This window comes from Nonomuraea sp. NPDC049624 (assembly GCF_040675255.1).
Lineage (GTDB): Bacteria > Actinomycetota > Actinomycetes > Streptosporangiales > Streptosporangiaceae > Nonomuraea.
This window is the reverse complement of sequence record NZ_JBFAOR010000001.1, coordinates 480,618-494,843: the sequence shown is the minus strand read 5'-3', so window position 1 is coordinate 494,843 and position 14,226 is coordinate 480,618. Positions and strand designations below refer to the sequence as shown.

Below are 14,226 nucleotides of genomic sequence, written 5' to 3'. Positions count from 1 at the left end.
GACGGCTATCCCCGGCGCGGTTGGTCCGACGCCGCGGTATGGCCCGACACCGGCATCTGGTTGACGTTGGGTGTGGCCCAGCATGTGGCAGGCCGCTTCGTGCGCCAATACGGAGGTCGGGTGCGGGTGCCCCGTACAATCGAGCGCGAGATTCGACGTCACGCCAGGCCAGGAGGCTCCACCGCGCACGAGCAGCGCAAAGCTACAGCGGCCACTGCCATCGTGGCCGCGTTCTTCCTGGGCAAAAGCCGCTTTCCGCAGCCTGAGCTCATTGCGGAGGATCTGCCGGTGGTGGACCGCATCAGAGAAGCGCTCAAAAACCTCCCTGGCGGCATGGACAAGGCCCACGGCGGTGAAGCCGAGCTCATCGCCCTGGCCTCGCGGGAGCAGAAAACCACCGGAGCGCGACAGGTCCTGCTTTCGAACGACGGAGGCGCGAGCGTGGTCGCGGCGCTTTACCAGATCCCCACCCGTCACGCGGCCGACGTCCTGGCCGAGTTCGCATGCGCTGACCCGGAGCTGTCTCCGGCGGAGTGCATGACGCTGTTCACATCCGCCTGCGAGGTCTCTGCTCCACCGACCGTGGCCCGACCTGCAGACGCCTCCGCCTTCGCCTGCAGCAGTGCTGACGGCGTGTGCACTCCGTGCGACAACGCGGGCTAGCCGGGGAGCCTACCAACCAGCCTCGGTCAGCATGCGCCGTACCACAGGCTCCTCTACCCCCATGAGCTCGGCTACCACCGAGATATCGAGCAGCCCGTCCCCGTGAGCTTGGACAGCGCGTTCGACCAGCCAGGGAGAGCCTGATGCCTCGTCCTGCCCCTCGCACAATTCTTGCCATGTCTGCGCTTGGCCAGCGCGGGCCATCAGATCCCGCACCGGTGCCGTTTCCAGCATCGCAAGGCGTTTGTCAGCGGGGGGCACCAACCCGTCGTCGACCAAGGCTTTGAGCACAACATCCCGGCTGACCCCGAAGGTGAGTATGAGCCGGACGAGCAACGCATGCGCGTGCTCCTGCCTTGCCCGGGCCGCCTCTACTTCCCTTCGTAGCGCAGCCGTCGGCAGCAGCAAGTGGCGGGCGAACACTTCGGCACGCAGTTCAGGCAAGGTCTGGGGAACGTCGACTTCATCGACGATGATCTGGCCTTCGTCGTCGTACAGGCCATGGCACAACTCGTGCGCCAAGGTGAACCGCTGCCGCGTCCAGTAGTCGCCGCTGCTGACTACGATGGCGCGCCGCACCTGGTCGTTGCTGTCATCGCGGACATTGATGCCGTGCAAGTTGTCGGGAAGAGGCTGAAAGGCGACGGGGATGCCGCAGCTCTCGACCAGACCCACTAGATCGGAGATCGGCTGATCGCCCAGGCCGAGGGCGTCACGGACCTTCCCCGCCGTGCGCTGGCCCGCCTCCTTGTATAGCGGGCTGTAGTCGACGCCCAACTCATCCAGTGCCCCCGGGCTCCTGCCCTGCCAGGAGTCCAAGAGGGTGAGCCGGCGGATCAGCATGTGGGCGTATTGCAGCGCACGCTCGGGCACGCCAGACTCTTGTGCCTGGCCCAGACGTAGTGATACAGCCAAACTGTGCGCCCCGTCGGTCTGCCCGGCCAGATAGGTGACGGGAACATCTAGAACATCAGCCGCTGTCACCAATTCGCTCAGCGACAGTCCTTCCGGCTGGCGCAGCATCTGAGCAAGCGACTCCGAACTGAGAGACAAGGCTTGGGCGAGGACGCCGCTCGCCTGTGGTGAACGCTCTAGCAACTGCGCGATCCGGCCTCCAGGGCTTCTGGGGACCTCCTGCCTCGTCACACGCTCCTCCTCGCCTTGCCCGACCTTTGAAGGCTCTGACGTTACCCGCCACTGCGACCCTCGACCCGAGTATCGGCTACCACGTACGACAGTAGAGGTTGCCACCGACAACAACCGGACGTATGAGGGGAAAGAGGATGGACGCTGTATAACCACTAGATATCGTTTGCCACATAGATGCTGGCAGCACATCGGTCTCCCGAGCGGGGATCCCACCACTACGGTTCGAAGTGCTCTCGTCTCTCCTTATTCCTTCATTTCCCGCACAGACGTTCGCCTAACCCTCCCTCCAGGCTGCCAACGACTCTGCGGGAGCGACGCCTGCGCCGGGAGGACTCGAGGTGACACCATCCGTCGCGTCTTGATGGCAACGTGTGACGACACTGCCGCCCCGCTCCACCCAATGACCCCAGGCCCGCATCCCATATCTGCCTGCCGCGGCAGCTCGCCTCGGGACGGGGTGGAACGGCACGGACGGATCGACGAGTTGCGCGCTCGAGTGCCCGGCCAGCAGACGATGCACGAGCGGTCGCGCATATCGCGGCGGAGCTCGTCACACTGGTCGGCTTACCGCAAGAGTCCGCCAACGGGTGCACGGTGAACAATGGGGAGGACTTCGTCTCGAAGTACTGCGACGAGAACGGGTTCATGAGCCGCGACATGGTGCAGCGCCGATGCCAGAACCCGGGCTGCCTGATCATCTTCGAGTGCTGTAGCGACCACTTCAGCGAGTGAATCGTCAGCGGCGGCGGCTTTGTCCGCGCCGCTCTGGCTGATCCGGCGGATGGCGTTTGCAGCAGCTGTCACCTTTACCAGCACGTCCCTGGAAAAGGGGGAGGTATGAATCTCCTCTTCGAAGTCGGTCCAGCCGTCCAGCAGCATGCCTGGTGTGCTCGCGCTTGGTCGCCGGCGAACCTCTGACAGTCCCTGGGTCCGTGCCCGTGCGTCGATGTCTTCGACCACATCCTGAACCGTCTTCTGAAAGCGTTCCGCCGTGGCCTGGGCGGCTGGTGAACCCGCGAGGGCATCGCGCAGCCCTTCGGCAACAGCATGATGTTGGTCGTCACCGATGCTGGCGAAGCGCACCAGGGTGCGCACGACTGTGAGGAGGTCAGCGGGTGTCAGCTCAGGTTCTTGAAGCACGCGCAGTCCGCAGGCAACGAGGCGGTCGCGCCACTTCGGCCACGAGCGTGCCATCCCGTCGTCGATGAGGTCAAGAGCCAGCCTGGGCCCGACGGGGACGACGCTGCCCAGCCTGGCCTCGGCGCTCTCATCGATGGTTTCCACGAGTTCGACCAGCGCGTGGTGCTGGTGCTCTTGAGGGGTGGAGAATAACCGGCCAGCGGCGAAGATCCATGTGTTGCGCCAGTGCGGGCTGGCGGCTGCGGTACGCAGGCGCTGGCTCACCAGGTCCAGCGGGCCGGTGGTGAGGTGCATCGCGGCCATGAGCTCTTGCAGGGAACGTACGTCGAAACCGTAGCCCTCGTCGCCGCGGGGTGCGATGAGTACCAGGCGCCGAGTGGCAGCGGTGACGATCTTGGTGCGGAGGTCGGCGTCGGCGTCCGAAGGTTTGAAGCCGGCCTCGTGCAGCACCTGCCAGGTGAGGTCCTCCAGTTCCTGGTGGGTGAGCGTGGCGTTGGACCGGTCGCCGGACTCGCTTCGGACCTGGAGCTCGAACCCGATGCGTTCATGCAACTGCTGGATCTGAAGCCCGTACTCCTGCAGGATCCGGTTGAAGCTGGTCTGCTTGTCCCGTTCGCGCCTGAAAACGATCTCGTAATAGCCCCAGAACAGGCTGAAGCGATCTGGGGCCAGGCGGCCCGCGGCGCCGAGGATGATGGTCATGATCAGCACTTGTAGCGGCGTGCGCAGCAAGTTGCGTAGCGCCTCGTCATCGGCCGCTTTTCGCAACTGCGCGACGATCTTTTCGATCCGGTCCTGATCGTTGCCCAGTCGTACCGTCGTTACCAGCGTGCCATAGCGCACGGCCTCTTCGGGCTGAAGGTAGTCCAAGTCGATGCGTTCGAACTGGGTGGGGGCGATGTTCTCGGTATAGCCGATGGGGCGAGTGGTGAGCACGACGAACAAGTCACAGTCATCGCCCTCGGCGGTGGCCACGAGTTCGGTGACTCGCTCGATGAGCCGCTTGCGCACGGTCGGGTCGGTGACTTCGTCCAGTCCATCCAGCACCAGGAACCAGGGCCAGCGGCGCATCCACGCCGACAGCGCGCTGGGCATGACGTTGCCGAGATCGGAACGCTTGGAGACCCGTTCGGCGATGTAGCGGATCAGCGTGATGTCTTCCTCAGTTCCGTGCTCATGAGCGAACTCGGCCAGGTCGACGCGCATGGCCCATCGCCGATGACGCGGCAGCGCCGTACCGAGCCGCTGCAGCGCCTCCTCCATACCGGAGATCACGGCTTGGTGTTCGCCGCTGAGGTTGCTCGCTCCGGCGAGCATGGCAGCCCGGTAGGCCTGGACGAGGAACTTGGAGACGGTGCTCTTCCCGTTGCCTGGGGCGCCGGCCACGATGAGGTGTCGCGGGCCTCGGCGGGTGGTGAGACGAGGACGCAGTATGTGCTCGCCCCGCTCAAGCACGAGCTGAATCACACTGCCGTGATCAGCTCCGCCGTCGAAGGTGACAGGAAGGTCTATGGCCACCTGGTGAACGGGCAAGCCTTTGCCGTCGCTGCTGCCGGCCTCGTCGAAGTAGATGGTGCCTTCACCGATCAAGGTGGTGCGGGCGTGAGCGCGCAGCCCCGGCTCGAGTCGGTCAAGCGGCAGGGACCCGGCTACCTCGGCCAGGTTGGCGAACACGTCGGCGGCGGTGAGGAAGCCTGGGAACGCTTGCCGTACGCCAGGGTAGAGACTCAGCAGGGCTTGGATTTGGTTGCCGTCCCATAAGCGCCACTTGCGCATCCGTGATAGACGGGCGAGCTTGGCCTTCCGCAGACTGCCATCGCCGATATCGCGGCTGTCATCGGCCAGCGTCTTGAGGTAGCTCCGAATGTTGTTGTTGAGGCTGTCATGGCCGCCAGAGCCCGGTACCGGGCTTAGCGGCACGTTGGTGATGACCACGAGATGGTCTGGGACCGGGTCCCTGCCCTTGGCGGGGTCGGCCCAGGTCTCGAGCTCTTTGCGGACCTGTCCCCACAACCACGACGCATCATCTTGGGGCCGCGCCGACAGTTGCTCCTTGTGCTTGACCTGGAAGACCGTGTACCCATCCCAGACCTCACCGGGCTGCCCTCCGGCTTGTTGCCAGACGAGCGGGCCCTTGAAGTACAGATCGCGGCCACCGTCGCGGCCGGCGCCCATCACCTGAACGCCCGGGCCGAAGGCCTGCACGGCGAGCGCCGCTGCGAGATCCTGGAAGCCAATGGGTCCTAACTGTTCCAGGTTGGAGGCCACCCGCACGCCCTTCTGCGATCTCGCCATACCCGCTTCAGTAGTACTTCAGGACGACCAACCTACCGTCTTGTGCATCCACGAGCCGGGGTGCGCATGAGAGCTTCATCCGGTTCCTGGGGGGCACGCCTGAGAGCACATCCCTACCGCGGCAGTCGGCAGGTCTTGCAGGATGCTCGTTCAGCCCGAATGCTCGTTCAAGATTGCTTCCATGTCGGACCCGCCCGTCATGGCACGCTGCGCAGGTCGAACAGATCCCTCACCGGGATTCGCAAGGCATCTGCGATCTGGAACACCTTATCGAGGTGTGGGCTGTACATGCCGTTCTCGATCCGGTTGATGGTCTTGCGATCTACCTCGGCCAACTCGGCCAGTTGTTCCTGGGTGAGTTCATGTGCCTCGCGTAGCTCACGCAGCCTGAGCCCGAACTGTCTGCGCAGTTCAGCAAGGCGCGGCGTGATCGGATCGGGCACTCACCCACGGTGGCGTCCATGATCCCCAAAGATCTGTACCAGCGTTGGTACAAATGACGGAAGGTGGCCGGGAGCGGACTCGCCGTCATTGCAGCATGAGGATGTTCCACGCCCGCCTATACCCCCGCGCCGGACAAGCGTCAGCGGATGGATCTTGCCGTAGGGGATCTCGTTATCAAGGAGAGTCACCGCGTGAGCATGAAGACCTACTCACCGGAGTTCAAGGCAAGCGGCGTCGCCGCGTACATGGCCGACCCTTCGCGAACGTTCACCGACGTCGCCAAGGACCTGGGAGTCAATCGCGAGACGCTGCGGCTTTGGGTACGAGCCGCGCAGGCACAGCAGGGCGGCGGCCCCGGCAAGGACCGCCGCAAGGCAACCGCACCGGACATCGGCGGCCGGGATCCGCAGGAGGAGAACAAACAGCTGCGCAACCGGGTCCGGCAACTTGAACACGAGCGGGACATCTTGCGGCGCACGGTCAAGTACTTTGCCGCGGAAGCCAGTTGGTGAACCCGTCTCGGCCGCGCCGCTCATCACGCCCGGCGCTAGCAGGAGAGCCCCAGTCCCGGCCAGCCAGGTTTGCGCTAGGTCAGCCGGGCTTCTAGGTCAGCGATCATCTGCGTCAGCAGGCTGGTGTTCTCGGTCCGGACCACCTGCGAGCCGACCTTGTCGAGGCCGGACACTTTCGTGATGCACTCATCGGCGGCTTGGGCCATCGTGGCGAACTCCTGGCGCGCGTTCGAGTGAAGGTTGTTGGCCTCGAACGTGGTGGCGCGGTGCATGTCCTGGACCGAGGTCATCGCCGCGCGTGCGGCCGACATCGCGTCGCGGGCGCTGAACTCGTCGCCGTGTCCCGAGCGCATGTAGCGGGTGACCCAGACCCGGCGCCGGCCAGCGTCGCGCCGGGCGGGGTCGGTAGACGGCATGAACCGTTCCAGGCGATCGCCCCTGTTGGCTGCAACCACGCGGGCAACCCTGACGGCCCGCCGCAGGCGAGCGCGGTTCTTGATGCCGACGCCGGCGGCGATGTCGGTGTAGCTGAGTTCGCGGCCGTGGTTGCTGCGCAGCCAGATCGTCACCTCGGCGACGTCGGTCTCGGCGCGGGTCCAGCCCATCACATCACCGCGTCGGCTCATAGGAACTTTCCATTCTCATCCATGAAAGCCGCGAGCGCGGCATCGTCCAGAGCAGCACCGGTGGCTATGTCGCGGACGGCGGCGATCGCCGCCTCGGCGCCATCACATAGCTCCGCGATGGCCTCCGCGCGGTCCATGGTGAAGTTAATTTGCTGCTTGCTCAGCAACGCCAGCGCCCGCGAGGCAGCCATGCGGATCTCGGCCATGGCATTGAAGACGTCCATGGACGCCTCGGCCTGTGATCCCTCGTTGGCTTCACGGGCTTGTGTCGCGTAGGTGTCCCGCTCTGCGCGGATGGCATCGTCGTGTTCGCGATGCCGCTCGCTGGTGACCTTGGCGGCTGCGGCGCGGTCTTCAGCATCTGCGGCGGCCTGACGGGCGTCGAACTCCGCCAGGGCCTGCCGTGCCGCCGTTCGTGTCGTCTCATCGGCCAGCAGAGCGGTCTTAACCGCCTTGGGATGACTGAGGATGTAGGCGACGGCAGGAGGACGAGTTCCGGACTTCTCCGCCTCTTCCTCAACCGCCTCGCGCCGTTTGGGTGAGAGGTTGGTGGCCTCCCAGCTACGGTAATAGCCGTTCTTGCCGTAGAAGGGATACTTCGAGGTATCGGGGAGCTCGACGTCCTTGTCCGGGTGCAGGTCGGCAGCATGGTCAACGACACCCTCCTCCGCCAGCCGATTCCAGGCATCCAAGAACGCCAGGACCCTCTTGGCGCTGGTGCCGGCCCGGCGGGCGAACTCGCTGGCGCTGACACGCCGGTAAACATTTCGGCCGAAACGTTTGGACTGCTGTTCGATAGTGACTCCATGACCCTGCCCAGGCGCGACCCGCCTGGCAACGAGGAAGGCCAGCACCCACGGGCCCTTGCTCTCCAGCTTGACGAACTCGGCGATGTCCGCGACGACGGCGTCCTCGCCATCGTCGATGGTCGGCTCGGGTGGTTCCTGGCTCATCACGCTCGCGCCTTTTGGCGTGGTGCGCGACGCTGCGCCGGGACGCTGACCGTGCGGATCGCCGCGATGTGACGGATCCTCGTGGTGAAGACGTCCAGGTCGTCCAAGGCGACGGACGCGTTGGCCTGCTGCGCGAGGTCCAGTTGCACTGTCCTGGGAAGGCGTTTGATGATCCGTGCGGACTGGGCAGCCAGGGTGAGCAGATCAGCAACCAGCGCGGCGCTGGGATCGGGCTTGCCCGTGGGCTGCTTCGGAGGCTGTTGGCCACCCTGTTCCTCTCGCTCGGCCCGCTGCTTGTTGAACTCGGCCTCCAGCTCGGCGTGGGTCACGGCGTCGTCGGCGAGCAGCGCCGAGACGAGTAGGTCGCGGTTGGGGCTGTTGTTCATATCGCTGACGTAGTCGACGACCTCCTCAGCCTCTCGTGCCTGCGGATCCAAGACGATGGCCAGCGAGGGAGCCGTGCCCAAGACTGTCTGGTAGGTGGCGTGGTTGACCCGATCGGCGCCCGTCGTCCTGGCGTCGTCGATCAATCGCCGGAGCTTGGCGTAGCCGGGGTCGATGGGCTGGCCGCCCATCATGCGTGTTCCCTCGCGCAAGACGCTGTAGGAGACGAAGACGCCGGAGGTCTCCAGCAGCATGCGCAGGTCCGGCGTGACCGCCTTCGCTGTGGCCCGCCACTGCTTGGCGGTCGTCACCGACAGGCCGACCCGCTCGCAGAACTTCCCGAGCGTGTCGCCGTCGGCCCACGCGGCCGTCAGCATGTCGCCGATCGCCAGCTGGTTGATGCGGCAGGCGCTCATAAGGCGGCGGCACTCGTAAACGTCGTGTTCTGTGAAGCTCATGCGGACCCCTCAGCGAACCGGGCATGCGTGACGAGCACGCAGTGTAATCAGAAAGATACGTTTCTGTTTGCCGATTGCCTGCCCAGGCGGTCGGGGAAGGGGGCGGCGCCGGGGTCAGCGATCACGGTTGACCTCCTTCATCAGGTCTTTCAGCGCCGTCCGGGCGGCGGTCAAGTTGTCTTCGGTCTCGGTCACTGTGGCCTTCAGCCGCGTGTTCTCCGCCAGCGCGGCGTCGCGTTCGGCGGCCAGGCGTTCGACCTGGGCAAGCAACTCGTCAATCCGCTCGGTCAATTCCCGGCTTCCGGTTGTCGCCAATACCGCCCCCAGATGGCGCTGCACGGCGGCCTTGAGCTTGTCTCGCTCCGCGCGCAGCTGCTTGATATGTGCGCGGGCCAGCTCCAGGTCGCAGGCCAGGGACGCGGCCGAGGCTTTGATCCCGGTCGCAGTGGCGCGCCGGGCTGCCTGGGCCTGTCCGGCGATCGCGGTCTCGATGTGCTCGCGGACGCCTGGGGAGTAGACCAGCGAGATCGACACCCGGGCCGCCGCGGCGACAGCCCGGAATGTGATCGGTTCCCTGCAGGCCTTCAACTCCTCCAGTGTGGCCAGCACCTTGCCACGTTTGAGCTGGCTGTCTTTGCGACGAACCTCGCGTAGCACGTCGCCGGGGGTGCGTCCGGCGCCCGGCAACCTATGGCTCATGCGCTCTCCTGCCCGCGCCGCCCGGGCATGCCCAGATCAGTGACGCCACCGGCCTGCTGGGCCCGGATGATACGCAACGACTCGGCGGCCGCCATCAGCTCGGCCCGTTCCTCCTCGGGCAGCGCCTCCAGCTTGTCCCGGGCGATGCCCACGACCCTTCCCATAGCGTCGATGTTGGCGTCGAAGTTTGCGATCACGTACGCGTCGACGTCCATCGCCAGCGCCCGCTCCCGATCGGCCCGCAACTGCATGACGTGCTGCTCCATCTCCGGCAGGTAGGTCGGGTCGGCGCGGAAGAACTTGCAGGCGGCGCACTGGAAGCGGATGGCGCAGACGTTGCCCCCGGCTCTGACGTTGGCGGGCTCCTGGCAGCGGCCGTAAGGCACCGCCACCGACTGCGCCTCATAGGCGGTGCCTGAACGGGTCGGCCGAGCATGACCGGCGCGGTCGAAGCCGTGACGGCCAGCGATTTCCACCGCCTCCCGCTTCCGCTTCAGGGAGACGGTGTAATACCCGGCCGTGGTTTGCGTCGATCGGTGATCCATAAGGTCGCGGAGCACATCGATCGGCACCCCGGCGTCGGCATACCGTTGGGCGTAAGAATGGCGAAATGCGTAGGGGAAGATGAGCGAGCGATCGAACGGCAGCGGCCGCCCGTCGGGGCCGAACTCCTCGGCCAGCAGCTGTGGAATCGCATCGGCGAAGGCCCGGATGATCGGCGAGATCTGCTCGGAGGTCAGATGCCGGACCTCCCCGAACTCTCCGGCCGGTGGAAACAGAAACCCCTCTGAGCCGGACGGCAACGCGGTCGTAGCGCGGACGGCCTGCCAGGTGTGGATGGTGGTCACCGTCTCCGACGGGATCGGCAACCGGCGCCGGTTGCGCAGTCCTTTGCTGTTGTCCCAGCGCAGCTGCCAGTCCTGCCCGTCCCGCTCCAGGCAGTCGACCTCCAGTTGTGCGATCTCGGCAGGGCGGCGCCCGGTGTCGCGCAGCAGCTCATAGATCGCCACCGACATTGCGTGGACCTGTTCGGGTGAGAGCCTTCCGTGGGTGATGCCCGTGCCCAGTAGTTCGGTGTGCGCGTCCAACTGGATGATCACCGACTCTGGGATCGCCCTGCCGATCTCGTCCTCGTTAACCTGGACCTGCTTGATGACGTGGCTGGAGTGCCGGGCGAACCCTGCGGCCATGCCGTCCAGCCGCTCGGTGAGCCGGCCCCAGTCCAGCACCTTGAACCACATCGACAGTAGGCTGGCTTTGTTCTTCTGGCTCATTTCCTGGCCATCGGCGCGCAGGAGGTTCTCGAAGCCCGCGACGATCGCGGTCATGTCGGCGAACCCCAGCGTCGCGGGGTCCAGCCCGCCGCCGGTGCGCGCGTCCAGCGCCTGGGCGGCGGTTTGTACCGCCTTGTGCGCCCGGCGGACCTCGCTGGTCGTGGGCTTGGCCTCGCTGATCCAGGCCACCAGGATGTCCCGCAGCCAGGCCTGCCGGATCATCGAGATGTCCAGATCTCCCGGCCGAGCGGTGGGCCTGCCGTGCCTGCCCCGGGCCCCGAGGTCGACCAGGTCCAGGGTCGGCCGCGTGGCCGGATCCACGCCGCGGAACCGGTCGAAGGCCGCAGCCACCACCCGGAACGTCTCTCGCAACAGCGCATCGACGTTCGCCGTGGCCCGGGTCGGCAGCGCGCCCAACTGGACCGCCGCGATCGCGGTGATGCGGTGGTCGGCCAGCACCGCGACCGACTGACGGATCGCAGTCGGGTCCAGCCGCTGTCCCCGCTCATCCCGGCCGGCTAGTGCGAACAGCAACTCCGCGCGCACCACCGGCCCCAACGGTGCCAGGGAGAACTGGTTGACGATCAGAAACGGCGCCTGTTTGTCGAGCCAGGCCGCGTCCGCCACCTCCAAGCCGTCTACCTTCAGCCGCCGGGCGTGCAGGTCGCATATACCCGAGCCCGGCCGCCAATCACGTCCGCAGCCGCCGACCAGACACGCTGGGAGTGGGTTGTAGGGGGTCGCAGCGGCGACCCACGCCTCTAGGTCCTCGGCGCCGTGCCGCTTGCGCATCATGTCTTTGTGCCGCAACGACCCGTGCGCGGCGCACAACCCCCACACAGCCCCGTCCCGTGGGCAGTTCGCCACGATGCAGGGCTCGGTCCGGCCGTCGATCACCCGGTTGCGGTCCGGGACAAAGCTGTCCCGGAATTCCTCCAGCGTCAGCTTCGACTTCCGGAAGGCCTTCTCGCACAGGTCACACAGGGTTTTCGTGCGTGAGATCCGGTCGCAGGCTGTCACTGTGCAGCGGTAGGCGACTGTGGAGCGGTTGTCGACATCGCCGGTGAACAGCCACGTGGCCGCGTCCCACTCTCCAACCCGCCACGGGGTGGGCGTGTTCGCCGACAGCCACGCGGTCCAGATCTCGGCCTGCGCCGGTGCCAGCGCTCCCTGTATCGGCTCGTGCCCGTCCGGCTCGTCGTCCGGCGAGGGGAAGGTGAGCACGTTGCCTGGGCGGCTCACGAACGGGCCTGCCGTCTCTTGGCGGCCACCATCTCCACGGCCTCGCGCTTGTCGGAGTCGGTGACATGGGAGTACGGGTCCTGCGAGGTCACCGAGACGTGACCGGCGATCTCTTGCACGACCCGGCGATCCACCCCGGCCCGCCGGAGCCTGGTGATCGACGAGTGGCGGAGCATGTGCGGTCTGGCCCGGAATCCGGCCTGCTTGGCCAGGCGGCAGAACAGCTCATAGGCGGTGCCGTACGACATGGCCTTGCCTAGCGGCGCGTGGAACAGGTTCACGAACACCATGTCCCCGGCGTCCTCGACGATCTCGGCCTGTTCGAACTGATAGTGCGCATAAATCTCGATCGTGACCTCGTCCACTGGGATCGCCCGGGGCTGTCGGGCCTTAGCGAACGCCCCATTGGCGTTGACCCGCCGCCGGACATGAACATGCGGCCCCTCGTGCCGACAGCCCAGCACCCGAGAATCAGGCAGCAGGTGCATATCCTCTTTGCGCAGTCCAAGCGCTTCACCAATCCGCATGCCAGTTTGAGAAAGAAGCTGGATGAGAAATCTGTCGCGGTCGTGTCGGGCAAGGCCGAGCAGCACGTCGATCTCCTCATCCGTCAGCCACTCATAGCCCGGGATCGCAACCCTGTACTTGATCGAGCGGGCCATGACCGTGCGGTGCTGATCGTCCTCGCCCGGGTCGAACCCCGCCGGCAGGTAGCGCAGGAACTTCGGCTGGGTAAGCGTGTTGACCACCGTCGGCGGCACCCAACCCTGCAGGCTGCACCACGACAGGAACTCGCCGATGGTTCCCATGATCGCGTTCGCGGTGCCCTCGCTGCGATACCGCACTGTGGCGCCCGGTTTGCGTGATCGCGACGGCATTGGCTCATTAACCAGCCAGCGCATCATCGTCATCAGCTGGGGAAGGCTCGGGCCGGACCAGTTCAGCCCATGATCTCGGCAGTACGACAGATACAAGGCGATCCGACCGGCGTAGGCCTTCTCGGTATTGAACGCTCGGCCCGCCCCACGTAGCCCTGCCAGGTACGCGCAGGCCTCGACATGCAACTCGAGATCCTCGTTGACCACAACCCACGACACCGACTCATCAGCGGCTACTGCTCGTTCAGCTCGGTAGCGCCGTTCTGCCACATCTAATCTGTCCAACATGCCAAACGGACCCCTAGATACTGTGCGTCAACTAGCCATCGACACTACTTGAAGTACTTGATGCACGACCGAGAGTCACCAAAGATAACCATCGCGGCCTGCGCCTTCGCCGCGCTCCTGTTCAAAGTGGTCAGCAGCCCGGAGGTGCAGGAGATGCTGAAGTCCCTCATAGACCGAGCGCTCAAGATGACCGGATGACCCTCCACCAGACGCGGAACGCCGCCACCAGGCAACGGTCGGCATCACGCGGCTCGGTGACGGCCGAGACCGCCGCCATGCTGCCCGCGCTCATGATCGTCCTGGCAGCCGCGCTCTGGGCCATACAAGCGGTGAACGTCCAACTGGAATGCGTGGACACAGCCCGAGCGGCAGTGCGCGCCGCAGCCCGAGGTGAGCCGCTGGACCAGGTCCGCGAACTCGCCCGCTCCGCCACCCGCCCAGACGCACACGTAGAGATCGCCCGCGACGCAGAATTCACCCACGTAGAGATCGCAGTAGATGTACGACCAGCTTGGGGCGCTTCGCTGCCGGCCGTCCGCGTGTCGGCCTCGGCGACAGCCGCCACAGAACCGTGACGTCACGCAGGTGCCTGCCGAAATGAGATCTGCCAGGAGGACATGAGCCCTCGTGTCCTCCTGGCAGCCGGGGGGCGAAATCTCCAACCCCTACGGCGTCTTCTACCCACAAGAAGAGACAACAACTCCGCGACGCGGCGCGGAGATCGTCAGCGCGGGAGGTGCGGAAGCGTCTCAAGCTCGGCGAATCGACGACCTTTCACCGATCAATCACGGCGAGGACAAGGATGATCAAGCACAGGGAACGAGGGTCGGCGACCTTATGGGGAGTGGCCCTCATGGGGCTCCTGATGGCGGTTGCCGGAGGGTTGGCCTCCGTGGGGGCGGTTCGTGTGGCCCGCCATCGGGTTGACAGCGCGGCCGATCTGAGCGCTCTGGCCGCGGCCAGAACGGCCATCGTCGACCCCGAGGGCGCGTGCGGCAGGGCGGCCGCGTTGGCCAGAAAGAACGGTGTCCGGCTGGCGGCTTGTGAGCTCACGGGAGAGATCGCGGACGTCCGGACCTCTTTGTCGATCACCTTGCCGATCGCCGGAGCACACACCCTTACAGGCAGGTCTCGCGCAGGGCCGGTCACGATGTCGCCTGGGTAGCAGCTGATCGCGGCGGCCCGTCGTCAGGCCGCCGTCCTGGGGCCTTGGGGGCGCGT

Annotated in this window: 14 protein-coding genes; 5 read left to right on the top strand and 9 right to left on the bottom strand. The window is 65.9% G+C overall.

Features of this window, described 5'->3' with window-relative positions; genetic code table 11:
- Positions 1–222: 222 nt before the first annotated feature.
- Positions 223–663 (top strand): hypothetical protein, encoded by a 441-nt coding sequence (locus tag AB0J76_RS02675; RefSeq protein ID WP_352319161.1) that lies wholly within the window; start codon positions 223–225, stop codon positions 661–663.
- Between the two features lie 9 nt (positions 664–672).
- Here AB0J76_RS02675 and AB0J76_RS02670 read toward each other — a convergent pair whose 3' ends face one another.
- From AB0J76_RS02670 to AB0J76_RS02660, 3 genes are all read right to left on the bottom strand, one after another.
- The gene (locus tag AB0J76_RS02670) at positions 673–1,809 is read right to left on the bottom strand and encodes an ImmA/IrrE family metallo-endopeptidase (RefSeq protein WP_352319159.1); all 1,137 of its coding nucleotides are present in this window, start codon (positions 1,807–1,809) and stop codon (positions 673–675) included.
- Positions 1,810–2,376: 567 nt separating this feature from the next.
- Positions 2,377–5,247, bottom strand: coding sequence for a hypothetical protein (locus tag AB0J76_RS02665; RefSeq protein WP_352319157.1), 2,871 nt, complete (start codon positions 5,245–5,247; stop codon positions 2,377–2,379).
- Positions 5,248–5,444: 197 nt separating this feature from the next.
- A complete protein-coding gene (locus AB0J76_RS02660) occupies positions 5,445–5,690 on the bottom strand; it encodes a helix-turn-helix transcriptional regulator (protein ID WP_352319155.1) in 246 nt (81 codons plus the stop codon).
- Positions 5,691–5,888: 198 nt separating this feature from the next.
- Here AB0J76_RS02660 and AB0J76_RS02655 point away from each other — a divergent pair, with 198 nt between their 5' ends.
- Positions 5,889–6,203: a transposase gene (locus tag AB0J76_RS02655; RefSeq protein WP_352319206.1), complete on the top strand. Its 315-nt coding sequence runs from the start codon at positions 5,889–5,891 to the stop codon at positions 6,201–6,203.
- 74 nt (positions 6,204–6,277) lie between these two features.
- Here AB0J76_RS02655 and AB0J76_RS02650 read toward each other — a convergent pair whose 3' ends face one another.
- From AB0J76_RS02650 to AB0J76_RS02625, 6 genes are all read right to left on the bottom strand, one after another.
- On the bottom strand, positions 6,278–6,829 hold the full coding sequence (locus tag AB0J76_RS02650) for a hypothetical protein (protein WP_352319153.1): 552 nt from the start codon (positions 6,827–6,829) through the stop codon (positions 6,278–6,280).
- Positions 6,826–7,785, bottom strand: a complete 960-nt coding sequence (locus AB0J76_RS02645) for a hypothetical protein (protein WP_352319151.1) — start codon at positions 7,783–7,785, stop codon at positions 6,826–6,828. The genes AB0J76_RS02650 and AB0J76_RS02645 overlap by 4 nt, the downstream gene beginning before the upstream one ends.
- Positions 7,782–8,624, bottom strand: a complete 843-nt coding sequence (locus AB0J76_RS02640; RefSeq protein WP_352319149.1) for a hypothetical protein — start codon at positions 8,622–8,624, stop codon at positions 7,782–7,784. Before AB0J76_RS02640 ends, AB0J76_RS02645 begins: the two co-directional genes overlap by 4 nt.
- 114 nt (positions 8,625–8,738) lie before the next feature.
- Positions 8,739–9,323, bottom strand: a complete 585-nt coding sequence (locus AB0J76_RS02635; RefSeq protein ID WP_352319147.1) for a DUF6262 family protein — start codon at positions 9,321–9,323, stop codon at positions 8,739–8,741.
- The gene (locus AB0J76_RS02630) at positions 9,320–11,839 is read right to left on the bottom strand and encodes a tyrosine-type recombinase/integrase (protein ID WP_352319145.1); all 2,520 of its coding nucleotides are present in this window, start codon (positions 11,837–11,839) and stop codon (positions 9,320–9,322) included. Before AB0J76_RS02630 ends, AB0J76_RS02635 begins: the two co-directional genes overlap by 4 nt.
- Complete coding sequence (locus tag AB0J76_RS02625) at positions 11,836–13,005, bottom strand: tyrosine-type recombinase/integrase (protein ID WP_364388544.1); 1,170 nt, start codon at positions 13,003–13,005, stop codon at positions 11,836–11,838. Before AB0J76_RS02625 ends, AB0J76_RS02630 begins: the two co-directional genes overlap by 4 nt.
- 60 nt (positions 13,006–13,065) lie before the next feature.
- On the opposite strand from AB0J76_RS02625, the gene AB0J76_RS02620 reads away from it, so the two are divergent.
- The 3 genes from AB0J76_RS02620 (at position 13,066) to AB0J76_RS02610 (ending at position 14,170) form a co-directional block, all read left to right on the top strand.
- Positions 13,066–13,203: a DUF4244 domain-containing protein gene (locus AB0J76_RS02620; protein ID WP_352319204.1), complete on the top strand. Its 138-nt coding sequence runs from the start codon at positions 13,066–13,068 to the stop codon at positions 13,201–13,203.
- The gene (locus AB0J76_RS02615) at positions 13,200–13,580 is read left to right on the top strand and encodes a TadE family type IV pilus minor pilin (RefSeq protein WP_352319141.1); all 381 of its coding nucleotides are present in this window, start codon (positions 13,200–13,202) and stop codon (positions 13,578–13,580) included. The genes AB0J76_RS02620 and AB0J76_RS02615 overlap by 4 nt, the downstream gene beginning before the upstream one ends.
- 227 nt (positions 13,581–13,807) lie before the next feature.
- Entirely contained in the window at positions 13,808–14,170 is a 363-nt protein-coding gene (locus tag AB0J76_RS02610) for an Rv3654c family TadE-like protein (RefSeq protein ID WP_352319139.1), read from the top strand.
- Positions 14,171–14,226: the final 56 nt, after the last annotated feature.

Coding starts and splice junctions, on each gene's coding strand:
- AB0J76_RS02665 (WP_352319157.1), bottom strand. CDS start 5,247: ATGGCGAGATCGCAGAAGGGCGTGCGGGTGGCCTCCAACCTGGAACAG.
- AB0J76_RS02655 (WP_352319206.1), top strand. CDS start 5,889: ATGAAGACCTACTCACCGGAGTTCAAGGCAAGCGGCGTCGCCGCGTAC.
- AB0J76_RS02650 (WP_352319153.1), bottom strand. CDS start 6,829: ATGAGCCGACGCGGTGATGTGATGGGCTGGACCCGCGCCGAGACCGAC.
- AB0J76_RS02640 (WP_352319149.1), bottom strand. CDS start 8,624: ATGAGCTTCACAGAACACGACGTTTACGAGTGCCGCCGCCTTATGAGC.
- AB0J76_RS02635 (WP_352319147.1), bottom strand. CDS start 9,323: ATGAGCCATAGGTTGCCGGGCGCCGGACGCACCCCCGGCGACGTGCTA.
- AB0J76_RS02625 (WP_364388544.1), bottom strand. CDS start 13,005: ATGTTGGACAGATTAGATGTGGCAGAACGGCGCTACCGAGCTGAACGA.
- AB0J76_RS02620 (WP_352319204.1), top strand. CDS start 13,066: ATGCACGACCGAGAGTCACCAAAGATAACCATCGCGGCCTGCGCCTTC.
- AB0J76_RS02615 (WP_352319141.1), top strand. CDS start 13,200: ATGACCCTCCACCAGACGCGGAACGCCGCCACCAGGCAACGGTCGGCA.
- AB0J76_RS02610 (WP_352319139.1), top strand. CDS start 13,808: ATGATCAAGCACAGGGAACGAGGGTCGGCGACCTTATGGGGAGTGGCC.